Here is a 23,128-nt window from a genome sequence, read left to right on the forward strand (position 1 = left end):
CATGCCACGGAACCAACCCTCGAGGAGGTTCGATGCCCGAGCTCATGATCCCCAGTCCGCCTCGCCATTCCCAGGTGGCGTTCGGCCGGGCATGTCACCGGCTGCGCGCACTGCAACCGGAGCACCCGCGGGTGTACGCGGTGGCCGCCATGGCCGAGCAAGGCAAACGTCGCTGGTGGCGGCTGTCCGACGGATTGCGCGAGGGCCGGATCGAATTGATGTACCGGCGCCATGCCGCGGAGATGATCAGCGCCGACGTTGCGGCGGAAGTCGTTGCGACGGCGCTGATCCACGCGGTGATCGGGCGGGTCACCGCGCTGCTCGTCGCCGAGGGCCGGGCCTGGGATCCCGGCCTGGAGAACCTGTGGATCCACACCGACAACGACGGTGGGATCGACTGGGCGGGCCTGGTGGACACCACGATTCGCGTGCTCGACGGTGACGGCCTGGCGGGGGAGCCCGGCGTGGTCGCGCTGCCGTGCGAGGAGGCGATGTACGTCTGGCTCGCCCACCGCTGCGAATCCTCACTGACGCTGATTCAGCAGAGCCTTGCGCGCTGTTCGGGGTTGAGCGCCAGGCGATTCTGGGCACTGGTCGGCGAATCCATCGTCGGCGCCGCGACTTACGTGCCGGATCTGGCGCGCACCGACCCGGCGGCCGGTGCGCGGCGCGGCCAGGGCCTGCTCGCGGCCCTGGAGGACCGCGGACTCGCCGCGCGCCGATTGCGGGTTGCTTAGTTAGGTAAGCCTGACCTATACTGGGTGAGGCGTTCGGATCGAGCCGGTGTCCAGAGGGCTGCTGTGACCCCCGATCCACTGCCGCGACGGGCTCCACGTTCCCCTACGTGGAGCCCGTCGCCATGTCCGGTGAAAGTGTTGTGCCATGGTGAACGCATGACAGAGCAGGAGATTCGCTCCATGGCGGATGTGACGCCGGAGATGATGACGAAGTTCGCCGAGGGCACCTTCGCCGATCTGATCGGCCTTCGCTACACGGAGATGACCCCGGATCGCGTGCGCGGCGAGTGGATCGTCAAGCCGCATCTGTACCAGCCCGCCGGAATCCAGAACGGCGGCGTGTACTGCACTGTCATCGAAACGCTCGCCAGCATCGCCGGTGCGATCTGGTACGGCGCGCAGGGGACCGTCGTCGGCGTCAACAACAACACCGACTTCCTGCGCGCGGTCCGCGAGGGCACTCTTTTCGCCGAGGCGACCCCGATCCACCGCGGCAGGCTGCAGCAGCTGTGGCAGGTGGTGATCACCGACGAGCAGGATCGTCAGGTGGCGCGCGGCCAGGTCCGCATGCAGAACCTGCCGAAGCGGGACTGACCGGGCCGGTGTAACACGCCGGTAGCACGTGCGTGCCAAAATATCCGTCACTTATCTCGACTCGACGAGGAGCACGGATGCGATTGACCCCGCACGAGCAGGAACGGCTGCTGCTGAGCTACGCGGCCGAGCTGGCTCGGCGCAGGCAGGCACGCGGGCTCGAGCTCAATCACCCCGAGGCGGTCGCGCTGATCACCGACCACGTGCTGGAGGGCGCGCGCGACGGACGCACGGTGGCCGAGCTGATGTCCTCGGGGCGAACGGTTCTCACGCGCGACGACGTGATGGCCGGTGTGCCGGAGATGATTCACGACGTCCAGGTCGAGGCGACGTTCCCGGACGGCACCAAGCTCGTCACCGTCCATCACCCGATCGGCTGAACCACATGACTGAACCGTCGCTCGCTCCGCAGGCTCCGCTCGTGCCTGGCGAATACCTCTGTGCCGAGGGCGTTGTCGAGCTGAACGCGGGCGCGCACCGCATCGAGCTCGACGTGCTCAACACCGGCGACCGGCCCGTGCAGGTCGGCAGTCATGTGCACTTCCCACAGTCGAACGCGGCGCTGCGCTTCGATCGCGCCGCCGCGCACGGCTACCGCCTCGATATACCGGCCGGTACCGCGGTGCGCTTCGAACCCGGTCTCGGACAGCGGGTTTCGCTCGTTCCGCTGGGTGGGACCCGCGAGGTGTACGGCATCAGCCGCCCCGCACCGGGCCGACTCGATCAGGAGATCCGATGACCGCGCTGAGTCGCGCACGCTACGCCGAGCTGTTCGGGCCGACCACCGGCGACCGGATCCGGTTGGCGGATACCGATCTGCTGATCGAGATCACCGAAGACCGCAGCGGCGGACCGGGATCGGCCGGCGACGAGGCCGTCTTCGGCGGCGGCAAGGTACTGCGCGAATCGATGGGTCAGGCGCGCGCCACCCGCGCCGAGGGCGCGCCGGACACGGTGATCACGGGTGTGGTGATCATCGACCACTGGGGAATCATCAAGGCGGACGTCGGCATTCGCGACGGCCGCATCTGCGCACTCGGCAAGGCGGGCAACCCGGACACCATGGACGGTGTGCATCCGGACCTGGTCGTCGGCCCGTCCACCGAGATCATCGCGGGCAACGGCCGCATTCTCACCGCGGGCGCCATCGACTGTCACGTGCACTTCATCTGCCCGCAGCTGATGGACGAGGCGCTCGGCGGCGGCATCACCACGCTGATCGGCGGCGGCACCGGCCCGGCCGAGGGCAGCAAGGCGACCACCGTGACGCCGGGCGACTGGCATCTGGCGCGCATGTTCGAGGCGACCGACGGCTGGCCGATGAACATCGTGCTGCTCGGCAAGGGCAATACGGTCAGCGCCGACTCGATGTGGGAGCAATTGCGCGGCGGCGCATCGGGTTTCAAGCTGCACGAGGATTGGGGCTCGACGCCGGCGGCGATCGATGCCTGTCTCACCGTCGCCGACGCGTCGGGCGTGCAGGTCGCACTGCATTCGGACACCTTGAACGAGGCCGGATTCGTCGAGGACACCCTCGGGGCGATCGCCGGGCGTGGCATCCACGCCTATCACACCGAGGGGGCGGGCGGCGGGCACGCGCCCGATATCATCACCGTCGCTTCATATCTCAATGTGCTGCCGAGTTCCACCAACCCGACCAGGCCGCACACGGTCAATACCCTCGACGAGCACCTGGACATGCTGATGGTGTGTCATCACCTGAGCGCGTCCATCCCGGAGGATCTCGCGTTCGCGGAGAGCCGGATCCGCCCGTCCACCATCGCCGCCGAGGATCTGCTGCACGATCTCGGCGCGATCTCCATGATCGGCAGCGACTCCCAGGCCATGGGCCGCATCGGCGAGGTGGTCATGCGCACCTGGCAGACGGCGCACGTGATGAAGCGCCGCCGCGGCGCACTGCCCGGCGACGGCGCCGCCGACAACGCCCGCGTACAGCGCTACATCGCGAAATACACCATCTGCCCGGCCGTCGCGCACGGCCTGGACGACGAGATCGGCTCGGTGGAGGTCGGCAAGCTGGCCGATCTGGTGCTGTGGGAGCCCGCCTTCTTCGGTGTCCGCCCGCACGCGGTGCTCAAGGGCGGCATGATCGCCTGGGCCGCCATGGGCGATGCGAACGCCTCCATTCCCACGCCGCAACCGGTGCTGCCGCGCCCCATGTTCGGTGCGGCCCCGGCCGCCGCCGCGGCCACCTCGCTGCATTTCGTCTCCGAGCATGCCATCGCCGACGGTCTCGCCAACCGCTTGGACGTCCGTCGTAAACTGGTGCCGGTCAAGAACGTTCGCAAGGTGACCAAGGCGCATATGCCGCGCAACGACGCCATGCCGCGCATCGAGGTGGATCCCGACACCTTCACCGTGCGCATCGACGGTGAGGTCTGGACCGAGCAACCGGCTACCGAGCTCCCGATGACGCAGCGGTACTTCCTGTTCTGAAGGCCAGTTAGCAGGCCAGTTGCCGGTCCACTGGCCTGCGATTGGCTCTGTTCTCCAAGGCCAGTTGTCGGCAGGCTGGACGCATGTTTCGTCGTCTGATCGCGTTGTACGCGGGATTGTCGCTCTATGGGTTCTCGATGGCGGTGATGATCCGGGCCGGGCTCGGCCTGGACCCGTGGGATGTGTTCCATCAGGGTGTGGCCGGGCATGTGCCGGTCAGCTTCGGCACCGTCACGGCGGCGACCGGGATACTCGTGCTGCTGGCCTGGATCCCGCTGCGGCAGCGGCCGGGGCTCGGCACGGTGAGCAATGTGGTGGTGATCGCGGTGACCGTCGACGCCGGGCTGTGGCTGCTGCCGCAGGCGCACGGGCCGGTGCTGCAGATCGCCGCCATGGGTGCCGCGGTCGCGCTCAACGCGGTGGCGACCGTGCTGTACATCGGTGCGGGGATGGGGCCCGGCCCGCGCGACGGGCTGATGACCGGGCTGGTGCGCCGGACCGGCTGGTCGGTGCGGGTGGTGCGCACCACGATCGAGGTGACGGTGCTCGCGACGGGCTGGTTGCTCGGCGGCAGTGTCGGCGTCGGGACCCTGGTGTACGCCTTCGGCATCGGCCCGCTGATCCAGCTGCTTATCCCGGTTGCGAATCGGTACCTGCCCGGATTCCACGATGTGCGCAAGGAGGAGCCGGTCGCCGTCGCGCCGTGAATTGTTCGACGGCCGTTTCGCATTCGGTTGCGGCGGCCGTCGTTTCGGATTCGCTCCAGACCGTCCAGCATGCCGAAAAGTGTTGTGGCAGTGTCGGTAGCCTGGCACGAGTGCGAACACTTGCGCAACCGATTGACGTAGCCGTCGTGGCGGGTTTCTAATGATGAATGGCGCATTTCGCGCACCGATAGCAAACCACGACGAAGCGGGGTGAGCGGCAGATGCCGGATGACAGTATCGACGTCCATGGCCGGGCCGCCCTCGTGAAACAGGCTGTGCCGGTTCGTCGTTGATCTGCCCGAGAGGCACAGACTTACATCACGGTTCGACCCGACAGGTCGGCGCGCCCGTGTCCGGCGCCGGGCACCGACCACGCGCACTTCGGTGCCCGGGCACGGCTGGTTGCTGCGTGTCCCGGGCCGTCAATACTGCTGCCGCACAGATGATTCGACGTTATGGAGCACGCTATGGCCACGTTGTTCAGCAAGACGGAAATACCACCTCGCGTCCCGAATCTGGAACGTCAGGCGATCTGGTTCACCATCGGCCTGTACCTGCTGATCAGCGCGGGCCTGCTGACCATGCACTACGCGCACGCACAGGAGCCGGTGGGCTCGTCGTCGGTGTCGCCCGCGCACTCCTCGTACGGTAGCGGCCGATGACCGTGCCCGCGCCGACGCTGCGCGTGCCCGCCATGTCCGTTCCCGTCGACCATTTCGACACCGAAGTTCTGCATCGACACTGGATTCCGTTGTCCGCCACGGATACCGAGACCGCGGCGGTGCTGCGCGAGCGGCTCGGCGTCGACTTCGCCACCGCGCGCAACCGGGTGTGGGAGACCGATAATTTCCTGTATTTCCCGGTGGTCGCGAACTATAAACGCGGTGACCGCGTCGAACGCGAGACCATCGTCTTCGCGCTCGGCGCCGAATTCCTGGTCACCCTGCAACCGGCCGACCATTTCCCGCCGTTCGACAAGGCCGTCGCGAAGATGCGCCGCACACCCACGCTGGCCGCCTCGCCGCACGGTGTCATGTACGCGCTGCTCTGGGCGCTCAACGAGGCATCGGAGCGGGTCATCCACTACGCCAGCGACGCGCTGGAGGCGATGAACGACGAAATCGAGATGGCCACCAAGGGGTACGACCATCGCGGGCGCGAGATCGGCGTCGCGGATATGCGCGGCACCATGTTCCGGATGAACGCGGCCGAGGAGATCGTGTCCCGCACACAGGAGACCCAGCTGCAACTGGCGCGGGCCGCCAGACATCTGATGGCCGAAACCCCGTGCCATATCGGTGATTTGGATGGCCTGATACCGATCCTCATCGCCGATATCGACGGGGTGAAGCAGCATGCGGGTTTCGAGCACGACAAGGTGCGCTACCTGCAGCAATCGGTGATGACCTGGCTGGATGTGAAGCAGAATCAGATCGTGAAGGTGTTCACCATCATCACCGCGGTCTTCCTGCCGCCGACGCTGATCGCCACCTTCTACGGCATGAACTTCACCTGGATGCCCGAATTGGAGTGGCAGCACGGCTTTCTCGCGACCACACTGATGACGCTGGTCGCCGCGGTGATTCCGCTGGTCTACATCAAACGGAAGGGCTGGCTGCGCTGATCCGCTACTGATCGAACGCGATATGGACACGCGCCGATTCGGGGAGCGTCTGACAGGCCAGTGTCAGCCCGTCGGCGATCTCCTCGTCGAGCAGTGCCTCGCGGTGCACCATGCGCGTGCGCCCCTGTCGCACGGAGCACACGCAGGTGCCGCACGCGGATTCGCGGCAGACGTATGGCGCGTCGATTCCCTTGTCCAGCAGTACATCCAGCAGCCGCTCTGTCTTGGGCCAGTCGAGCAGGTGTGTCGCCCCGTCGATGTCGACCTCGAGCACCGCGCTCGCACCGACCGGCGCATCGGATGTGGCTGGTGCGCAGTGTGTTTCGAATGGATTCTCGACGAGCGAGCGATACTCCTCGAGATGGACCCGGGCAGGGGGCACCCGCAGTGCCGTTGCCGCGGCGCGCACCACCGAGGTGAAGCCGACCGGGCCGCAGACGTACCACTCCGGACGATGGTGCGGTCGTAGCAGTGCCGCGACCGCACGGGCGTCCGGCAGCCCGCGTTCGGCTTCCAGCCACGACAGCACGCGCAACCGGCCGGGGTGGCGGCGGGCGAGCTCGTCGAGCCCGGCCCCGAAGATCGCCGAGCCACGATCCCGGTTGGCGTACAACAGGGTGATCCTGCCGCGCCCGACGGCGAGCATCGACTTGACGATGGACATGATCGGGGTGATACCGCTGCCGCCCGCGCACAGCAGTGCGTCGGCGTTCAGATCACGCGGCCCGAAGACGCCGGCGGGTTCGAGCACCGTGATCGGATCGCCCGCGGCGAGGGTGTCGCACAACCAGTTCGAGGCGTAACCGTCCGCCGTGCGCTTGACGGTGACCGCGAGCCGGTCGTCGCAGTGCGGGCTGCTGCACAGCGAATAGCACCGCGCCACCGAGCCGGTGCGTTCGCTCGGCACCCGCAGGGTGAGGAATTGCCCTGGGCGGTAAGCGAATCGGCCGAGCAGGTCGTCCGGTATGTCGAACACCAGCGTGGTCGCTTCGGCGGTCTCGGCGATCACCTGGGCGACCTTCACCGTGTGGGCCCGTGGATTTCCGATGCTCGGTGCCACCCCGCCGACGCCATCGTCCGCGGAATCGCTCATCGCCGCTCATCGCACCCGGTCGAGGAGTTCGCCCTCGGCGCCGAACAATTCGCGCTGCCACTGGCGGACCACGTCTTCGGTGTCGATGTCGTCGGGGTGGAATCCGGGCCGCAGATACTCGGCGACCTCGCCGGTGAGTCCCTTCACCAGCGGCCCGCGCAGCACGTCGATCGCCTGGCGGGTCACGGTGAGCGGGCGCCAGCCGGTCGGGTCGGTGAGGATCGAGAGCAGAACGATCAGCGAAACCACCGGAATCGCACCGACATAGGGGACGGTCATCAGCAGGATCCGCATCCGTTCGGTGCCGCCGACGGCGCGGTACACGTCGAAGGCCACCGACTTGTGTTCCAGCTCTTCGAGCGCATGCCAGTTGATCAGCTTGCGCACCTCGGGATCGGCCGGAATCGCTTGCAGCTCATCGCTGGTCAGTACACGGCGGGCGAGGGTGGCGGTGTAGTGCTCGGCCGCGGCGGTGCCCGCCAGATGCAGCCGGGCCGGGATGAGGCGCTCCGCGCGCACGATCACCCGCTCGCGGAGGCTGTTCGCCGGGAACGTCGGAATACGCACCAGCAGATAGCCCATCTCGATGAGCCGCTCGTTGAGTGCGCGGTGCTGCTGGCCGTGCATCGCCTCCTGGCCGACGAACCCGGCGACGCGCTTCTTCAGCACCGGATCGGTGATCTGATCCGAGACCCGGCGCACGGAGCGGATGAACGACTCCTCGCCGGGCGGGAAGGCCGAGGACAGCAGGGCGAGCAGATGGCTCAGCACGATGTCGTCCTGGACGTAGTGGCGTTGCATCGGCGCGGGGTCGCCGAACCGGAACCGCATCCGGCGCACCTTCGGATAAGCGTTGGCGCCCTTGGTTTTCGCAGTGGCGGTCATCTGAATCTCCATTGATCCGAGTGGTTCACCGAAGGTGGTCGACAAGCGTTCCGTCGGCGCCGAAGAGCTCTTTCTGCCAGCGCGCCAGCAGTTCCCGGGAATCGATGTCGTCGGGGTGGAACCCAGGCCGCAGATACAGCACCAGCTCGCGCCCGATACCGCGGAAAACCGGTCCGTGGAACAGTGTGTAGGCCTCGCGGGCGAGCGTGAACGGATAGCGCCGCGCCTCGGCATCGCGGGCGAGCGCGATCACGAGGCTGGCGGTGGTGAGCGGCAGGGTGAGCGCGACGAGGGTCGCCATGGTCGCGATCCGCATCGCCTCGGTGCCGCCCACCGCGCGATAGACGTCGAAAGCGACGGACTTGTGCTCGAGTTCCTCGAAAGCGTGCCAGTTCAACAGGTTTCGCACCTCGTCGTCACCGGCGAGCTCCTGGATCTCCGGCATCGACAGCACCCGTCCGGCGAGTACGGCCGTGTAGTGTTCGGCAGCCGCGGTCGCCGCCAGATGCAGCCGCGCGGGCAGTCGCTCTTCGAGGCGGAGCTGGCGTTCGGCGAGTGCGGGGGAGTCCAGCCATGCGATGGGATAGCCCATCTCGACGAGTCTTTCGTTGAGCCGCCGGTGTTCCTGGCCGTGCATCGCCTCCTGGCCGATGAACCCGGCGACGCGCTTCTTCAGCACCGGATCGGTGATCTCGTCGGCGAACCGGCGCACCGATCGGATGAAAGACTCCTCGCCGGGCGGGAATCCGGCGGACAGTCCGGCGATGAAATGGCTGAAAACCATGTCGCCGCCCGCGTAGTACTTCGACATCGGCACGGGTTCGCCGAACCGGAACCTGATCCGCCGAGCCCGTGGGGTGGGAACGGTCATTGGTGTACCTCGTTGTAGCGGTACCGTGGGTATGCGGTACTACTAGTACGATACCGTCTCAGACGGTTGTGGCAAGGCCTGCGCGGAGCACGATTGCGCAGCGCCCGAAAGATTTTCGGTGAAGATCGGCCGCGCGCCCGCGCCGATGCCTGAATCCGGTTGCGCCTGTGGTGAACACGGTGCACGCGCGGCGGTGGACGGGCATGCTGGTGAGAGGTCGGCCACTCGGTGTCGGCAGGATGGTGGTCAGCGTGGACGACTCCGCGATGGATGCGTATTCCCGCACGGTGAGCGCGGTGGCGGCGTCGGTGACACCGCATGTGGCGAGCGTGCGCACGCGGCGGGGCAGCGGATCGGCGGTGGTGTTCACCGACGACGGATTCCTGTTGACCAACGCGCATGTGGTCGGTGCGACCAGCGGCGGCGAGGTGGTCTTCGCCGACGGCGTCGAATCACGCTTCGACGTGGTCGGTATCGACCCGCTGTCGGATCTGGCGGTGCTGCGGGCACGCGGCGCGGCGCCGAAGGCCGTGGTGCTCGGCGACGCCGATCAGCTCGTCGTCGGCCAATTGGTGGTCGCGGTCGGCAATCCGCTCGGCCTGGCCGGTTCGGTGACCGCGGGGGTGGTGAGCGCGCTCGGGCGGGCGGTGCCGGTGGCCTCGCGGCGAGCCGGGCGGGTGATCGAGGACGTCATCCAGACCGACGCCGCGCTCAATCCCGGCAATTCCGGTGGTGCGCTGGCGAATTCGGCGGGCCGGGTGGTCGGTGTCAACACCGCCGTCGCCGGAATCGGTCTCGGCCTTGCCATTCCGATCAACGCGACGACGCGGCGGATCATCAGTACCCTGCTCAGCGACGGCCGGGTGCGGCGGGCCTACCTCGGCCTGGTCGGCGTGCCCGCGCCGCTGCCCGCGACGGTGGCGGCGCGCACCGGGCAGGGGGCGGGTGTGCGCATCGTGGAGGTGGTGCGCGGCGGCCCCGCCGATCACGCGGGCCTGCGCCGCGGCGATCTGGTGCTGAGCGTGGCCCGCTCGGAAGTCCGTAACGCCCAGGGCATTCAGCGGCAACTGTTCGCCGACGCCATCGGCGTCAAGCTGCCCGTGACCGTGCTGCGCAACGGTGCGATGGTCGACGTCATCGCGGTGCCGATCGAACTGACCGTCGACTGACGTCTACTGCTGGACGGCCACCGGCTCCGGCGCGGGTTCTTCGGTGCGCCAGCGCATGTCGACGATCAGCCCGATGACGCCGAGCGCGAGGCACACCGCCGTGACGGCGAACATGGCCGGATGGGTGCCGCCGGTGAGCGCGTCGGCGAGCACGACCGTCGCGACGGTGCCTGGCAGTGAACCGAGCACGGTGGCGATCAGGTAGGGCCAGAAGCGGATCGAGGACAGCCCGCAGCAGTAGTTGACGATGGAGAACGGCGCGGGCGCGATCATCCGCAAGGAACCGACCGCGAGCCAGCCGCGGCGCGCGAGGCGCTCATCGATCGAGCGGATGGCGGGATGGGTGAGCCGGGAGGCGACCTTGTCCCGGTCCAAAGCGCGAACCAGCAGTAGGGCGAGCGCCGCGGCGACGGTGGTCGCGGTGAGCGCGACCGCGCTGCCGAGCAGCGAGCCGAACAGGACACCGCAGCTCACCGTGAGCACCGTCCTCGGCACCGGCAGCACCGCGAGCAGCGCGTAGACCAGGAAGAACAGCGCCGGGAAGACCGGACCGACGGTGGCCGCCCAGTCCTGGATCTGCCGTGGCTGCGGCAGCGGAACGAGCATCGCCGCCACGAAAACCGCACCGAGGCCGAACAGCAGCGCGAGTGCGCGCGGATCGCGGATCAGTTTGGTCACGCCGAACAGGTTACCGGTTGGTAGAGGCGGCCAGGATCAACCGAGGTGCGAGCTACAGCTAGCATCAGAGGAAACGGGACGAATGCTCGTTAACCGAAGTGCTCGCTGAGCTGGGCGAATGCGGCGGAAACGAGTGCACACACTGCGTGCGCTCGCACCGAGTGGAAGAGGAAGAGCAGGATGCCGATTGCTTCAGATCCCGGCGCGGGTGCCGCGCCGGATCCGGTGCCCGAGTTCGCCGCCTGGCGTAAGGGTGTTGCGGGGGTGCTCGCCAAGGCGCGCAGGGTCGAGATCGCCGATCTGCCGGCCGAGCCCGAGCGACTGCTCGACGAGACCACCTACAACGGGCTGACCATCGCCCCGCTGTACACCCGCCGCGACGAGCTGCCCGAGCAGCCGTTGCCGGGGGCGTACCCGTTCGTGCGCGGCAGGGACGCCGCACGCGATGTGCACCGCGGCTGGTTCGTCGGCGCCAGGATCGCCGAACGCGATGCGGCCCAGGCCAATCGGGACCTGATGACCGGCTTGGAGAACGGGATCAGCGCGGTCTGGCTCACCGTCGGTGAGCAGGGTGTGCCGGTCGACGGCCTGCCGACGGCGCTGTCCGGGCTGCTCTTCGAGCTCGCACCGCTGAGCATCACGGCCGGGAGCGCCGCCACCGCGGCGGCGGCACAGGTTTTCGCGGTGCTGGACGGTTACCAGGCGCCCGCGCGCGCCGATATCCGGGTTTCCCTCGGCGCGGCGCCGCTCACCAGCCGCTTCGCCGGGACCGCCGATATCGGCGTACCCGAGGCGGCGGCGCTGGCCACCCAGGCGGTCGCGCGCACCGAGACGGTGCGCGCGATCACCGTGGACGGCACCGTCTTCCACGACGCGGGCGCCTCCGACGCACAGGAGCTCGGCGCCGCGGTGGCGGCGGGCCTGGCCTACCTGCGGACGCTGACCGAGGGCCTCGATATCGCGGATGCGCTGGGCCAGCTGGAGTTCCGGTTCGCCGCCACCGACGACCAATTCGCCACCATCGCCAAATTCCGTGCCGCCCGCCAACTCTGGGCCAGGGTCGCGCACGTGTGCGGTGCACCCGCCTTCGGTGGCGCTCCGCAGCACGCGGTGACCTCGGCGGCCATGATGACACAGCGCGATCCGTGGGTGAACCTGCTGCGCACCACCCTCGCCGCGTTCGGCGCCGGTGTGGGCGGTGCGGACGTGGTGACGGTGCTGCCGTTCGATTCCGCACTGCCCGCAGGGGAATTGGGCGTATCGAAGGCGTTCGCCGAGCGGATGGCGCGCAACACCCAGCTGCTGCTGCTCGAGGAATCGCACCTCGGTTTCGTGCAGGATCCGGGCGCAGGTTCCTGGTACGTCGAGGACTACACCGCCGAATTGGCCGCGCGGGCATGGGCGTTCATGCAGGAGCTGGAGGCCGCGGGCGGTTATCTCGCCGCGCTGGAGTCCGGTCTGCTCGCCGAGCGCATCGCCACGACCAAGGCGGCGCGCGATGCCGATGTCGCACACCGCAAGACGGCCGTCACCGGCGTGAACGAATTCCCGAACCTGGCCGAGCAGCCGCTGTCCGCAGCGGCGCGAGCTCAGGACCCGGAGGCGGCAGCGGAGCGTGACCACGCAGGGGCCAGGGAGCGCCGCCAATTGAGCACAGCGGCGCGCAGGCCGGGCTCGGTGGCCCGCTACGGCGCCGCTTTCGAGGCGCTGCGCGACCGTTCCGACGCCTACCTGGCGACGCACGGCACTCGCCCGAAAGCGCTGCTCGTGCCGCTCGGTTCGGTGGCCGAGCACAACGTGCGGGTGACCTTCATCGCGAACCTGCTCGCCTCCGGCGGCATCGAGTCGGTCAACCCCGGCCCGCTCGAGGTGGGCGGGATCGCGGCCGCGGCAACCGAATCCGGCGCACCGATCGCGGTGCTGTGTGGCGCCGACGCGCGCTACGCCGCGGAAGCCGGTGCGGCCGTGGCACAGTTGCGCGCGGCCGGGGTGGCGACGGTGCTGCTCGCCGGTGCGGCGAAGGCCGTCGCCGAGCTGAGCGAGGCGCAGCGCCCGGACGGATTCCTCGCGGCGCGCATCGATGCGGTCGCGGCGCTGTCCGGCCTGCTGGAGAAGGTGGGAGCCTGATGACCGTGGAAATCAAGCATCTGATCGGCAATTTCGCCGAGGTGCCCCTGGCGGACCGCGCGCCCGAGCCCGCCGCCGTGGACACCGACCAGGTGAATGCCTACGTGCGTACGGCGGCCGCCGCCAACAACTACGCACCCGAACAGCTGTCCTGGTCGACTCCCGAAGGCATCGAGGTGCCGCCGGTATTCACCAAGGCGGACCGGGATGCCGTTGCCGCCGAGGGCTATCCGCTCGACAGCGTGCCCGGCGTCGCGCCGTTCCTGCGCGGACCGTATCCGACGATGTACGTCAACCAGCCGTGGACCATCCGCCAGTACGCGGGCTTCTCCACCGCCGCCGACTCGAATGCCTTCTACCGCCGCAATCTTCAGGCGGGCCAGAAGGGACTCTCGGTCGCCTTCGACCTGGCGACGCACCGCGGCTACGATTCCGACCACCCGCGCGTGCAGGGTGACGTCGGCATGGCCGGTGTCGCCATCGACTCCATCCTCGACATGCGCCAGCTCTTCGACCACATTCCGCTCGATCAGGTGAGTGTGTCGATGACCATGAACGGCGCGGTGCTGCCGATCCTCGCGCTGTATGTCGTTGCCGCGGAAGAACAGGGCGTCACGCCCGAACAGCTGGCCGGAACCATTCAGAACGACATTCTGAAGGAGTTCATGGTCCGCAACACCTACATCTATCCGCCCAAGCCCTCGATGCGGATCATCTCCGACATCTTCGCCTACACCAGCGCGAAGATGCCGAAGTTCAACTCGATCTCCATCTCCGGCTACCACATTCAGGAGGCGGGCGCGACCGCCGACCTGGAGCTGGCCTACACCCTCGCCGACGGCGTGGAGTACATCAGGGCCGGTATCGAGGCGGGCATGGCGGTCGACAAGTTCGCACCGCGGCTGTCGTTCTTCTGGGCCATCGGCATGAACTTCTTCATGGAGGTCGCCAAACTCCGGGCCGGACGGCTGCTCTGGAGCGAGCTGGTCGCGAAGTTCGAGCCGAAGAGCGCGAAATCGCTATCGCTGCGCACTCATTCGCAGACTTCGGGGTGGTCGCTCACCGCGCAGGACGCCTACAACAATGTGGCGCGCACCTGTATCGAGGCGATGGCCGCGACCCAGGGCCACACCCAGTCGCTGCACACCAACGCGCTCGACGAGGCGCTCGCGCTGCCGACGGACTTCTCCGCCCGCATCGCCCGCAACACCCAGCTGCTGATCCAGCAGGAGTCCAACACCACCCGCCCGATCGACCCGTGGGGCGGCTCGTACTACGTCGAATGGCTGACCCACCAGCTGGCCAACCGCGCCCGCGCGCATATCGCCGAGGTGGAGGCGCACGGCGGTATGGCACAGGCGATTTCGGAGGGCATCCCGAAGCTGCGCATCGAGGAGGCGGCCGCGCGCACCCAGGCGCGCATCGATACCGGCCAGCAGCCGGTGATCGGCGTCAACAAATATCAGGTCGAAGAGGATCAGCAGGTCGAGGTCCTCAAGGTGGAGAACTCGCGTGTCCGCGCCGAGCAGATCGACAAGCTGCGCCGCCTGCGCGCCGACCGGGACGCGGCCGAGGTGGAACGGGCGCTGGCCGACTTGACCAGGGCCGCAGCCTCTTCCGACGGCGGCATGGACAACAATCTGCTCGCCCTCGCCATCAACGCGGCGCGCGCCAAGGCCACCGTCGGTGAGATCTCCGACGCGCTCGAGCGCGTATACGGCAGGCACCAGGCCGAGATCCGTACGCTCTCCGGTGTGTACCGCGACGAGGCAGGCAAGGTCACCAACATCACCAGGGCCATCGAACTGGTCGAGGAGTTCGCCGAGGCCGAGGGCCGCCGCCCGCGCATACTGGTCGCGAAGATGGGCCAGGACGGGCACGACCGAGGACAGAAGGTGATCGCGACGGCCTTCGCCGATCTCGGCTTCGACGTCGACGTGGGCCCGCTGTTCCAGACCCCGGAAGAGGTGGCGCAGCAGGCGGCCGACAACGACGTGCACGTCGTCGGCGTGTCCTCGCTGGCGGCGGGCCATCTCACGCTGGTGCCCGCGCTGCGGCAGGCACTGGCCGATGTCGGGCGTCCCGACATCATGGTCATCGTCGGCGGCGTCATCCCGCCCGGTGACTTCGACGAGCTGTACGAGGCGGGCGCGGCGGCGATCTTCCCGCCGGGCACCGTGATCGCCGATGCCGCCATCGACCTGCTGCGCAAGCTCGGGTCGGAGCTGGGGCACGAACTCGGCGGCGGGAGCGGGGCGGGAACCGCTACCGCATGACCAAGCGCGTCATCGATGTGGACGCACTCGCCGACGCGGTCCGCGGCAACGAGCGGGCCGCCTTGGCGCGTGCGATCACCCTGGTCGAGTCGACCAGGGCCGATCACCGAGAGCTGGCTCAGCAGCTGCTGCTGAAGCTGACGCCGGGCGCCGATGCCATGGTGTCGAATCGCGTCGGCATCACCGGGGTTCCCGGCGTGGGCAAGTCGACCTTTATCGACGCGCTCGGCATGGCCCTGATCGGCAAGGGGCACCGGGTCGCGGTGCTCGCGGTCGATCCGTCCTCCACCCGCACCGGCGGGTCCATCCTCGGCGACAAGACACGGATGGCGCGGCTGTCGGTGGAGCGCGGCGCGTATATCCGCCCGTCGCCGACGGCGGGGACGCTGGGCGGTGTCGCCAAGGCGACCAGGGAAACCATCGTGCTGCTCGAGGCCGCCGGATACGACGTGATCCTGGTGGAGACCGTCGGCGTCGGCCAGTCCGAGGTCACCGTCGCGAATATGGTCGATGTGTTCTGCTTCCTGACCCTGGCGCGCACCGGAGATCAGTTGCAGGGCATCAAGAAAGGCGTGCTCGAGCTGGCCGACCTGGTCGCGGTGAACAAGGCCGACGGCAAGCACGAGATCGAGGCCAAGGCCGCCGCCCGCGAGCTCGCGGGCGCGCTGCGCCTGATCCACCCGCACGACGCGCTGTGGCGCCCACCGGTATTGACCATGAGCGGTCTGGAAGGCACCGGCCTGGACAAGTTCTGGGACACCGTCCTGGAACACCGCAGGGTGCTCACCGACGCGGGCGAATTCGACGAGAAGCGCCGCCGTCAGCAGATCGACTGGACCTGGACCATGGTGCACGATCAGCTGCTGCGCCGCCTGGCCGACAACCCGAACGTGAAAGCCATTCGCGCCCAGGTGGAAAAGCAGGTCCGCGACGGCACCCTGACCGCCGCCCTCGCCGCCGAGGAACTACTGCGCGCCTTCGACAACTGATCCGTCAATCGACGGGATCGGCGAATCGGACGCCGGTGCACTCGAATTGTTTCACGTTGCGCAGGAGCGCGACGCCGCGACGCGGTTCTCCGGTCGTCCTGTGGGACAGGCTGTTTCAGGCCGTCCGCGGCACCCGTTCGACGCCGGCGCACCAGACGCGCAGCAGGCGCCGGGTGAGATGGATATCGGTGGTCGGATCGCCGTCGAGCAGGATCAGGTCGGCGCGGCGGCCTGGCTCGATCACGCCGCGGTCGGTCAGGCCGAAGTGCTCGGCGGGCAGCACGGTCGCGGCGCGCAACGCCTCGACGGGGGACAGGCCCGCGTCGACCAGCAGTGCGAGTTCATCGTGCAGGCTCTCGCCAGGAGGGGGCATCACCGGAACGCCCGGCGTCGAATTCGAGTCTGTGCCAGCCAGAATCGGCACACCGGCCCGGTGGATGGCGGCGATATTGGCGCGCGCGGCGGCATAGTCGCCCACCGGCGGGGTCGGCAGCGTGGTGAGGAATTCGATGACGCCCTTCATCATGCCCAGCGTGGGAATGACGACGGTGTGATCGGCCACCAGGCGGGCGACGAACTCCTCGTCCAGGGCTTTGTCGTAGGGGGCGTGCGTGATGAAATCCGCGCCCGCGTCGGCCGCCATGGAATAGGTGGCGCAGGAAACCGCGTGTGCGACAACCTGTTTGCCGTGCTCGTGGGCCGCGGCGACCAGTGCGTCGAGCGTTGCCTGATCCGGGCCCGGCTGGTCGGCGATGACCTTGATGTAGTCCGCCCCCTCGGCCACCCGGTCGGTGACGAACCGCGGTGCCGCCGCCGCACTGTCCACCAGGCCCTCGTCCGGAAAGCCCGGCATCCCGCTGTGCATACTGCCCGACGCGGTTGCCGGGGTACCCGCGCTGCGGATATCGGCGGCCCCGCGATGTCCGCGCAGCGCCTCGACCTGCTTCGCCGACCAGTTCGCCATCTCCAGCGCGGTCGTCACGCCGAAGTCGGCAAGTCGTTCCAGCGCATCGGTGTCACTCAGATGCACATGCGCGTCGATCAGCCCCGGCAACAGGGTCGCGCCCCCGGCATCTACCACCTCCGCTCCGCCGGGATCGGTGCCGATCAGTCCGTTGTCGATGACGACGGTGTCCGGCTCGACGAGCCGATGTCCATCGAAGACGCGCACATTGGTCAACAGCAGCTTGTGTACGGTCCTCGGATCGGCGTAGCTCGGTGTGGTGGACATGAATCCTCCCGATCGTCGGCGGCCGAGCGGCCCCGGTGATGCCGCATCGTGGTGCCGAACTCAGTATCGGCCGACCGCGTTGCCGTCGGAGGGGGAACGGGATGGACGGCCGATCGGTCGCTGTGGCAAGCTGCGGGGGCAAGTATCAGAAAGTTCGTCAACGCCTAGGTCGGTCGGTGGAGTGCGTTGGCGTGTTCGCGTTGTCGCGGACACGGCCGACTCCGCCATGGTGGCTGCTGTGTTCGAGACGCGCGCCGTCTCGAAAGGACACGACATGACCACCGACTACGTCCCCGATCCCGAGCGCGACATCAGCGCCCTCCTCAGAGGTTTCTTCGACCACGTCGCCGTGACACTCGCCGAAAATAGCCTTCCCGCAACACATCTCGCGGACATTCAGCAGCGCCACCGCGAGCTGGACGCGGCCGACGCCGCACGCGTCATCGATGAGCCCGCCCGCTACAACCTGCGCATGACGCTGGCGCTGGTGGCCGCGCACGAGGTCCTCGTCCCGCTGCTCGGCCGCGCCGAATCCCTTGCCGCCGTGCGCGATGCGTTCATGCGGCCGCTCGGAGCGGCGGTGCGCGACGCGACGAAGGCTATGCTCGACGCGGCACCCGATCCGTTCGCGGCACTGGTCGCGGTCTCGAAAGCGCGGGAGGAGTACCAATTCGGCGCGGGATTCACCTTCGAACGCCCGGTCGACGACGATCGGCGCTACCACGTGGATGTCGTCCGGTGCTTCTATTACGACGTGCTGGCCGCTCATTCGGCCACCGAACTGGCGCCGGTGATGTGCGAGTTCGACACCAACTGGATGGACGCCGTCGATCCGTCCGCGCACGGATTCCGCTTCGATCGGGTGACCACGATCGGTCTCGGCGGTTCGCGCTGCCCGTTCCATTTCACCCGCACCGACGCCTGATCGCTGCCGGATTGCCAACGGTGACCGGTGCTGCCCGCCTCGCAGGGATGGGCAGCACCGGGTCGGAGGAAATCACTGAAAGCTGAGGATGTCGCGCTCACGACCGGTGCTGGCGTCGGCCCGCGTGGGTGATTGCCAAGCGAATGCCGGTTGTCGAGAGCCGTTGACGCGGCGTAAGGTTGAAGGTTCCTCGGCGGACGGTGTGCCCCGGCGACGAGGACCCGCCGGCCGTCGTGATGTGCAGCGTTCACCCGCACAGGACGAAGGAGCGTGGGCGATGACCGATGACGCGATTGCCCCGGCGCCCGAGCCGCGCGCGATCGGGCCGATGCCGGTCGCCAGGTTCACGCCGGTACCGCCGCAACAGCTTTCGGTCGAGCCCGTGCTGGTTACCGTCGGCGATATCGCGTGCAGTTCGACGACGGTGTTCATCCCGTCCGGTCAGCGCCATCCACTCGCCGGTACCACCTGGATCGTGACCCATCAAACCACCGTCACCCAGCGCATCCCGGCCTATGCGATCGTTTTGGCCGTGCTGCTCGCGCTGGCCTGTCTGCTCGGGCTGCTCTTCCTACTGGTCAAGGAGGAGTCCATCCAGGGTTTCGTGCAGGTCAGTGTGCAGTCGCCCGGTTTCTACTACGCGACCCAGGTGCCCATCGGCGACAAGCGCCAGGTCATCGATGTCGAACAGCGCGTCGAGTACATCCGCGGGATGGTCGCCGCACTCGGCTGAATCACGCTGTGTCGCCGAGTGATTCGAGCAGTGCGCGCAGTGCGGCGGCGACCCGCTGGCGCTGCGCCGGGGTGAGTGGCGCAAGCAGTCGCCCCAAAATGTCTCAGCGGTGAGTTATCTCACCACGGAATTACTTATCACTAAGCTAAGTTACTTAGGGCTAAGCAACAGCAACAAGGAGGAATCATGCGGATTACGGTGTTCGGCGCGGCCGGTGCGGTGGGCAGCCGGGTGGTGGCCGAGGCGCTGGCGCGGGGCCACGAGGTCACCGCGGTGGTGCGCGATCTCGCGCGGGCCGGATCGGTGCCCGCCGGTGCGCTGCTTCGGGTGGGCGACGCCGCACGGTCCGCGGACGTCGAATCACTCAGTGCCGGACAGGATCTGGTGATCACGGCGACCAGGCCCGCGCCGGGCAGCGAGGCGGAGCTGCCCGCCGTGACCGAGGCGCTGCTCGCCGGCGTGGCACGCACCGGCGTCCGCGTCCTGGTCGTCGGTGGCGCGGCCACCCTGCGGGTGCCCGGCGAGGCCGATCTCACCCTGCACGAATCACCGGGTTTCCCAGCCGAATTGGCGGCGATCGCGCGGGCGTGCGCCGATCAGCTCGCGCTGTGCCACGCGGAGCCCGTCGCGGAGTGGACCTATCTGAGCCCGCCCGCGCAGCTGGAGCCGGGGGAGCGGACCGGTCGCTACCGGCTCGGCGCGGACGAGCTCCTGGAAGACGCCGACGGTGTTTCGGCGATCTCCATGGAGGATTTCGCGGTCGCGCTGCTCGACGAGGCGGAGCATCCGGTACACCGGCGCGTCCGCTTCACCGTGGCCGCGCCGCTGCTCGCCGGGGCGAGCGCCGAGTAGCTATCGCACGCCGAAGAGTCGAGCCCCGTTCTGGTAGCAGACTTTCCGTAACCAGTCCTCGCCGAGGTCGAGCCGCTCCAGCACCTCGATCGCGTGCGGGTAGGAGTAGGGGATGTTCGGGAAGTCGCTGCCGAACAGGATGCGGTCGCCGAGCTCGCGCAGGCGGCCGTGCTCGGCGGCCGGGAACGGGTCCGCGGATTCGACGAATTCGGTGAAGGCCATGGTGGTGTCGAGCCGCAGGTCCGGGTACCGCTCGGCCAGGTCGAAGAATTCGGCGTACTCGGGCATGCCCATATGCGCGATGATCAGGCGCAGCCGTGGAAAACGGTGCAGCAGTGCGGCGATCGGCTCCGGGCCGGTGTATTCGCCTGCGACCGGACCGGATCCGCAGTGGATCACCACCGGAATGCCCGCGTCCTGGACCATGCCCCACACCGGGTTCAGCAGTGGATCGCCCGGATGGAATCGGCCGACCTGAATGTGCACCTTGAACACTCGCGCTCCGCGCTCGATCGCGGCCTCGGTGTAGCTGTCCGCGCCGTGCTCGGGAAAGAAGGTCGCGGTGTGCAGGCAATCCGGGGTGCGCTCGGCGAAATCGGCGGTCCACTCGTTCAACCAGGCCGCCATATCCGGCTTGTGCGGGTACACGAGGGAGGTGAACGCGCGAACGCCGAAGCCACGCAACGTCTTCAGCCGGACCTGCTCGTCGTCGCGGTAGGCGATCGGCCAGGTGCGCGCGATCAGCGGACCCGCCGAATCGAAATACGCCCACACTTTTCGCATGACCTGTTCCGGCATGAAATGCGTGTGCACGTCGATGATTCCGGGCAGGCCGAGCCGTTCACGGAACGCGGTGAGATAGGCGTTCTCGTCGTTCATACCTCTCCTACTGTGCGGGATACCGCTCCCTGGCGAAATCGCCGATCCGGGCGATCAGCCGTTCGAAGAAGATCTCCGGATCGGTGCCGATCACGATGTCCGCGTTGGGTTCCCGGCCCCACATGCCTTCCCAGTCGGCCACCGTGGTCGCCCGGGTGATGGTGCCCGCCAGTTCGACGTCGACCGTCGCCGGGCGGGTGACGGCCAGACCGGCGTCGAGCGCGACCGCCGCGGCGAACGGATCGTGCATATGCGCGAGATAGCCCGCGCCGCACTGCTGGTGGAAGTCGAAGTAGAAGCGCACCGCGTCGGTCACGTGCCGCACGATCGGATTGCTCGCGGCCGAGCGGGCGTGCGGCGGGTCGAGCGGCGACACCGTCTCGACCGGGAAGCTGCCCGCGCGTTCGGCGAGCAGCGTGAGATGTTTGGGCGTCATCTCGATGGTCTCGGTGATGTCGAGCGCGCAGACCAGCGGCCTGCGGTCGGCGGGTGCGGCGGAGAAGGCGTCGAAGACCTCCTTGGCCGCCTCCGGGTCGACGTGCACGTTCCACTCGTTGGTCGGCGTGGTATTGCCGGGGTGGTTGAACGCGCCGCCCATGATCACCAGTCGCCGCAGCAGCTGCGGCAGCCGTGGTTCGAGCCGCAGTGCCAGCGCGAGATTGGTGAGCGGCCCGGTGCACAAACCGACGATCTCGCCGGGATGTGCCCGCACCAGCTCGACCCACATCTCCACGGCCGACCGCGGCGAGAGCGCGCGCGCCGATTCCGGCAGCTCGGCATAACCGACGCCCTGCGGGCCGTGGGTATCCTCGGTGGTGCGCAGGGGGATGGCGAGCGGTTCGGTCGCGCCGAGCGCGACCTCGATATCCGCCGCGCCACACACGTCGAGCCAGGCCAGATTGTTCGCCGCGACCTGGGCCGCGGGCACATTGCCCGCGGTGGAGGCGATCCCGATGATCTCGGCCTCGGGGGAGGCGAGCAGGTAAAGCAGCGCAAGGGAATCGTCGACACCGGTATCGACATCCATGATGATCTTCTGCCGCACCACCCGAGCGTAGCCCTGGCGAATTCTCAGTAGGCGGGCAGCTCGTAGAAGTCGGTGTGGGTGAAGAACTTCATCATCAGCGGCCGCAGCAACCGGGTGGTCATGAGCCGCATGAACACTTGCGACATCTTGATGCCGAAGCGGGACGCGGGCAGTACGGTCGCGATACTGCCCGGCAGCTCCTTGGCTTTGTCGAGGAAGGGGGTGACGGTGGTCTCGTAGCGGGCCAGCGCGCCGGTGAGATCGCCAGGGGTGGCGGCGATTTCGCCCGCGAGCACATACGCGCCGACGATCGCCATCGCGGTGCCCATGCCGGTCATCGGCGAGCCGCAGTATCCGGCGTCGCCGAGCAGGGTGACCCGGCCCGCCGAGAGCGTCGGCATATCGATGCGGGCGAGCACGTCGAAGTAGAAGTCGGGGGTGTCGGCCATCGCCGCGAGCACCTCGGGCGCGATCCAGCCCGCGCCCGCCAGCATGTCGGCGATGCGCCGCTGCTGGGCGGCGACATCGCGGCGCAGTCCCGGATCGGCCTCGGTGCGCAGCATGATGATCGCCTTGCAGGTGTCCGGGTCGGCGTCCGGGCGGATGCCGACCGAGGCGTTGGGCACGGAATGTGTTTTCATCCAGCCCGGTTCGGTGCCCGCGGGCGCCGGGACGGTGAAGAAGGACATGTAGCCGCCGAGGTAGGTCGCGTAGTCGTCCTCCGGTCCGAAGGCCAGTGCGCGGGTCGCCGAGTGCACGCCGTCGGCGCCGATCACCAGATCGAACCGCTCGGTGCCGCCACCGGCGAAGGTCACCTCGACGCCGGTGTCGTCCTGGGTCAGCGCCTCGATCCAGGCGCCGTAGCGATAGTCGAGCGGGCCGTCGATCGCGGCCAGCTCGGTGAGCAGCACGTCGTTCAGATCGCCGCGAGTGATCTCGATTTCGGCGACGAAGCCTTTGCCGTCGAACATCTCGGCGGGCATCCTGACCTTGTCGCGGCCGCGTTCGTCCACGAAGGCCATGCCCTTCTCGTCGAGCAGGTACTTGCGGATGCCCGGCATCAAGCCCATCCGCTCGGCCGCCTCCTTGCTCGGTCCGCGCAGGTCGACCGCCTGACCGCCAGGGCGCGGCGCGGCGGCGCGCTCGACGACGGTGGTACGGATGCCCGCGCGGAGCAATTGGATGGCGACCGCGTTGCCCGCGATGCCGCCGCCGCTGACGAGCACGTGCGGGCTGTGGGTGGAGCTCATGATCTGGTTCCCCTCGGAAAGGCA

At 68.2% G+C, this 23,128-nt stretch carries 23 protein-coding genes; 15 read left to right on the top strand and 8 right to left on the bottom strand.

Features of this window, described 5'->3' with window-relative positions:
* Positions 1 to 32: 32 nt before the first annotated feature.
* From ACIG5A_RS28815 to ACIG5A_RS28850, 8 genes are all read left to right on the top strand, one after another.
* Positions 33 to 737 carry a hypothetical protein gene (locus tag ACIG5A_RS28815; protein ID WP_397245524.1) on the top strand — a complete coding sequence of 235 codons (705 nt, stop codon included), beginning with the start codon at positions 33 to 35 and terminating at the stop codon, positions 735 to 737.
* Between the two features lie 156 nt (positions 738 to 893).
* Positions 894 to 1,331 (top strand): PaaI family thioesterase, encoded by a 438-nt coding sequence (locus tag ACIG5A_RS28820; RefSeq protein WP_397245527.1) that lies wholly within the window; start codon positions 894 to 896, stop codon positions 1,329 to 1,331.
* Positions 1,332 to 1,408: 77 nt separating this feature from the next.
* Positions 1,409 to 1,711, top strand: a complete 303-nt coding sequence (locus tag ACIG5A_RS28825; RefSeq protein WP_397245530.1) for an urease subunit gamma — start codon at positions 1,409 to 1,411, stop codon at positions 1,709 to 1,711.
* 5 nt (positions 1,712 to 1,716) lie between these two features.
* A complete protein-coding gene (locus tag ACIG5A_RS28830; RefSeq protein ID WP_397245532.1) occupies positions 1,717 to 2,070 on the top strand; it encodes an urease subunit beta in 354 nt (117 codons plus the stop codon).
* Positions 2,067 to 3,788 (top strand): urease subunit alpha, encoded by a 1,722-nt coding sequence (locus ACIG5A_RS28835; RefSeq protein WP_397245534.1) that lies wholly within the window; start codon positions 2,067 to 2,069, stop codon positions 3,786 to 3,788. The genes ACIG5A_RS28830 and ACIG5A_RS28835 overlap by 4 nt, the downstream gene beginning before the upstream one ends.
* 83 nt (positions 3,789 to 3,871) lie before the next feature.
* A complete protein-coding gene (locus ACIG5A_RS28840) occupies positions 3,872 to 4,495 on the top strand; it encodes a YitT family protein (protein ID WP_397245536.1) in 624 nt (207 codons plus the stop codon).
* Positions 4,496 to 4,962: 467 nt separating this feature from the next.
* The gene (locus ACIG5A_RS28845) at positions 4,963 to 5,157 is read left to right on the top strand and encodes a hypothetical protein (RefSeq protein WP_397245538.1); all 195 of its coding nucleotides are present in this window, start codon (positions 4,963 to 4,965) and stop codon (positions 5,155 to 5,157) included.
* Positions 5,154 to 6,119, top strand: a complete 966-nt coding sequence (locus ACIG5A_RS28850; protein ID WP_397245540.1) for a CorA family divalent cation transporter — start codon at positions 5,154 to 5,156, stop codon at positions 6,117 to 6,119. The genes ACIG5A_RS28845 and ACIG5A_RS28850 overlap by 4 nt, the downstream gene beginning before the upstream one ends.
* Positions 6,120 to 6,123: 4 nt before the next feature.
* Here ACIG5A_RS28850 and ACIG5A_RS28855 read toward each other — a convergent pair whose 3' ends face one another.
* From ACIG5A_RS28855 to ACIG5A_RS28865, 3 genes are read right to left on the bottom strand one after another with little or no spacing between them, the layout of a single operon-like run.
* A complete protein-coding gene (locus ACIG5A_RS28855) occupies positions 6,124 to 7,212 on the bottom strand; it encodes a 2Fe-2S iron-sulfur cluster-binding protein (protein WP_397245542.1) in 1,089 nt (362 codons plus the stop codon).
* 6 nt (positions 7,213 to 7,218) lie between these two features.
* Positions 7,219 to 8,097, bottom strand: a complete 879-nt coding sequence (locus tag ACIG5A_RS28860; RefSeq protein WP_397245544.1) for a metal-dependent hydrolase — start codon at positions 8,095 to 8,097, stop codon at positions 7,219 to 7,221.
* A gap of 25 nt (positions 8,098 to 8,122) precedes the next feature.
* Positions 8,123 to 8,968, bottom strand: coding sequence for a metal-dependent hydrolase (locus ACIG5A_RS28865; RefSeq protein WP_397245546.1), 846 nt, complete (start codon positions 8,966 to 8,968; stop codon positions 8,123 to 8,125).
* Between the two features lie 239 nt (positions 8,969 to 9,207).
* Here ACIG5A_RS28865 and ACIG5A_RS28870 point away from each other — a divergent pair, with 239 nt between their 5' ends.
* Positions 9,208 to 10,137: a S1C family serine protease gene (locus tag ACIG5A_RS28870; protein WP_397245942.1), complete on the top strand. Its 930-nt coding sequence runs from the start codon at positions 9,208 to 9,210 to the stop codon at positions 10,135 to 10,137.
* Positions 10,138 to 10,140: 3 nt separating this feature from the next.
* Here the strand turns inward: ACIG5A_RS28870 and ACIG5A_RS28875 are convergent, their stop codons facing one another.
* A complete protein-coding gene (locus ACIG5A_RS28875; protein WP_397245548.1) occupies positions 10,141 to 10,815 on the bottom strand; it encodes a TVP38/TMEM64 family protein in 675 nt (224 codons plus the stop codon).
* 180 nt (positions 10,816 to 10,995) lie between these two features.
* Between ACIG5A_RS28875 and ACIG5A_RS28880 the strand changes: the two genes are divergently transcribed.
* The 3 genes from ACIG5A_RS28880 to meaB are packed head-to-tail and all read left to right on the top strand — an operon-like array spanning position 10,996 to position 16,207.
* Complete coding sequence (locus ACIG5A_RS28880; RefSeq protein WP_397245550.1) at positions 10,996 to 12,942, top strand: methylmalonyl-CoA mutase family protein; 1,947 nt, start codon at positions 10,996 to 10,998, stop codon at positions 12,940 to 12,942.
* Positions 12,942 to 15,218, top strand: coding sequence for a methylmalonyl-CoA mutase (gene scpA, locus ACIG5A_RS28885; protein ID WP_397245552.1), 2,277 nt, complete (start codon positions 12,942 to 12,944; stop codon positions 15,216 to 15,218). Before ACIG5A_RS28880 ends, scpA begins: the two co-directional genes overlap by 1 nt.
* Positions 15,215 to 16,207 (top strand): methylmalonyl Co-A mutase-associated GTPase MeaB, encoded by a 993-nt coding sequence (gene meaB, locus ACIG5A_RS28890; RefSeq protein WP_397245555.1) that lies wholly within the window; start codon positions 15,215 to 15,217, stop codon positions 16,205 to 16,207. The genes scpA and meaB overlap by 4 nt, the downstream gene beginning before the upstream one ends.
* A gap of 115 nt (positions 16,208 to 16,322) precedes the next feature.
* On the opposite strand, the gene ACIG5A_RS28895 is transcribed toward meaB, so the two are convergent.
* Positions 16,323 to 17,438, bottom strand: coding sequence for an amidohydrolase family protein (locus tag ACIG5A_RS28895; RefSeq protein WP_397245557.1), 1,116 nt, complete (start codon positions 17,436 to 17,438; stop codon positions 16,323 to 16,325).
* Positions 17,439 to 17,712: 274 nt separating this feature from the next.
* On the opposite strand from ACIG5A_RS28895, the gene ACIG5A_RS28900 reads away from it, so the two are divergent.
* The 3 genes from ACIG5A_RS28900 (at position 17,713) to ACIG5A_RS28910 (ending at position 19,948) form a co-directional block, all read left to right on the top strand.
* Positions 17,713 to 18,363 (top strand): L-2-amino-thiazoline-4-carboxylic acid hydrolase, encoded by a 651-nt coding sequence (locus ACIG5A_RS28900; protein WP_397245559.1) that lies wholly within the window; start codon positions 17,713 to 17,715, stop codon positions 18,361 to 18,363.
* Positions 18,364 to 18,640: 277 nt separating this feature from the next.
* The gene (locus tag ACIG5A_RS28905) at positions 18,641 to 19,096 is read left to right on the top strand and encodes a hypothetical protein (RefSeq protein WP_397245561.1); all 456 of its coding nucleotides are present in this window, start codon (positions 18,641 to 18,643) and stop codon (positions 19,094 to 19,096) included.
* A gap of 186 nt (positions 19,097 to 19,282) precedes the next feature.
* Positions 19,283 to 19,948, top strand: coding sequence for an NAD(P)-dependent oxidoreductase (locus tag ACIG5A_RS28910; RefSeq protein ID WP_397245563.1), 666 nt, complete (start codon positions 19,283 to 19,285; stop codon positions 19,946 to 19,948).
* On the opposite strand, the gene ACIG5A_RS28915 is transcribed toward ACIG5A_RS28910, so the two are convergent.
* The 3 genes from ACIG5A_RS28915 to ACIG5A_RS28925 are packed head-to-tail and all read right to left on the bottom strand — an operon-like array spanning position 19,949 to position 23,104.
* On the bottom strand, positions 19,949 to 20,827 hold the full coding sequence (locus ACIG5A_RS28915; RefSeq protein ID WP_397245565.1) for an amidohydrolase family protein: 879 nt from the start codon (positions 20,825 to 20,827) through the stop codon (positions 19,949 to 19,951).
* A 7-nt stretch (positions 20,828 to 20,834) separates the two neighbouring features.
* Positions 20,835 to 21,872 (bottom strand): nucleoside hydrolase, encoded by a 1,038-nt coding sequence (locus ACIG5A_RS28920; protein ID WP_397245567.1) that lies wholly within the window; start codon positions 21,870 to 21,872, stop codon positions 20,835 to 20,837.
* Positions 21,873 to 21,898: 26 nt separating this feature from the next.
* Complete coding sequence (locus ACIG5A_RS28925) at positions 21,899 to 23,104, bottom strand: FAD-dependent monooxygenase (protein ID WP_397245569.1); 1,206 nt, start codon at positions 23,102 to 23,104, stop codon at positions 21,899 to 21,901.
* Positions 23,105 to 23,128: the final 24 nt, after the last annotated feature.

The sequence above is a fragment of the Nocardia sp. NPDC052566 genome (assembly GCF_044547285.1).
Lineage (GTDB): Bacteria > Actinomycetota > Actinomycetes > Mycobacteriales > Mycobacteriaceae > Nocardia.

Excerpts from the sequence above, each read along its gene's own strand:
- ACIG5A_RS28865 (WP_397245546.1), bottom strand. The coding sequence starts at position 8,968 with ATGACCGTTCCCACCCCACGGGCTCGGCGGATCAGGTTCCGGTTCGGC.
- ACIG5A_RS28910 (WP_397245563.1), top strand. The coding sequence starts at position 19,283 with ATGCGGATTACGGTGTTCGGCGCGGCCGGTGCGGTGGGCAGCCGGGTG.
- ACIG5A_RS28905 (WP_397245561.1), top strand. The coding sequence starts at position 18,641 with ATGACCGATGACGCGATTGCCCCGGCGCCCGAGCCGCGCGCGATCGGG.
- ACIG5A_RS28855 (WP_397245542.1), bottom strand. The coding sequence starts at position 7,212 with ATGAGCGATTCCGCGGACGATGGCGTCGGCGGGGTGGCACCGAGCATC.
- ACIG5A_RS28880 (WP_397245550.1), top strand. The coding sequence starts at position 10,996 with ATGCCGATTGCTTCAGATCCCGGCGCGGGTGCCGCGCCGGATCCGGTG.
- ACIG5A_RS28860 (WP_397245544.1), bottom strand. The coding sequence starts at position 8,097 with ATGACCGCCACTGCGAAAACCAAGGGCGCCAACGCTTATCCGAAGGTG.
- ACIG5A_RS28895 (WP_397245557.1), bottom strand. The coding sequence starts at position 17,438 with ATGTCCACCACACCGAGCTACGCCGATCCGAGGACCGTACACAAGCTG.
- ACIG5A_RS28825 (WP_397245530.1), top strand. The coding sequence starts at position 1,409 with ATGCGATTGACCCCGCACGAGCAGGAACGGCTGCTGCTGAGCTACGCG.
- ACIG5A_RS28900 (WP_397245559.1), top strand. The coding sequence starts at position 17,713 with ATGACCACCGACTACGTCCCCGATCCCGAGCGCGACATCAGCGCCCTC.
- ACIG5A_RS28840 (WP_397245536.1), top strand. The coding sequence starts at position 3,872 with ATGTTTCGTCGTCTGATCGCGTTGTACGCGGGATTGTCGCTCTATGGG.
- scpA (WP_397245552.1), top strand. The coding sequence starts at position 12,942 with ATGACCGTGGAAATCAAGCATCTGATCGGCAATTTCGCCGAGGTGCCC.
- ACIG5A_RS28820 (WP_397245527.1), top strand. The coding sequence starts at position 894 with ATGACAGAGCAGGAGATTCGCTCCATGGCGGATGTGACGCCGGAGATG.
- ACIG5A_RS28915 (WP_397245565.1), bottom strand. The coding sequence starts at position 20,827 with ATGAACGACGAGAACGCCTATCTCACCGCGTTCCGTGAACGGCTCGGC.
- ACIG5A_RS28830 (WP_397245532.1), top strand. The coding sequence starts at position 1,717 with ATGACTGAACCGTCGCTCGCTCCGCAGGCTCCGCTCGTGCCTGGCGAA.
- ACIG5A_RS28925 (WP_397245569.1), bottom strand. The coding sequence starts at position 23,104 with ATGAGCTCCACCCACAGCCCGCACGTGCTCGTCAGCGGCGGCGGCATC.
- ACIG5A_RS28850 (WP_397245540.1), top strand. The coding sequence starts at position 5,154 with ATGACCGTGCCCGCGCCGACGCTGCGCGTGCCCGCCATGTCCGTTCCC.
- ACIG5A_RS28835 (WP_397245534.1), top strand. The coding sequence starts at position 2,067 with ATGACCGCGCTGAGTCGCGCACGCTACGCCGAGCTGTTCGGGCCGACC.
- meaB (WP_397245555.1), top strand. The coding sequence starts at position 15,215 with ATGACCAAGCGCGTCATCGATGTGGACGCACTCGCCGACGCGGTCCGC.
- ACIG5A_RS28815 (WP_397245524.1), top strand. The coding sequence starts at position 33 with ATGCCCGAGCTCATGATCCCCAGTCCGCCTCGCCATTCCCAGGTGGCG.
- ACIG5A_RS28845 (WP_397245538.1), top strand. The coding sequence starts at position 4,963 with ATGGCCACGTTGTTCAGCAAGACGGAAATACCACCTCGCGTCCCGAAT.
- ACIG5A_RS28870 (WP_397245942.1), top strand. The coding sequence starts at position 9,208 with ATGGTGGTCAGCGTGGACGACTCCGCGATGGATGCGTATTCCCGCACG.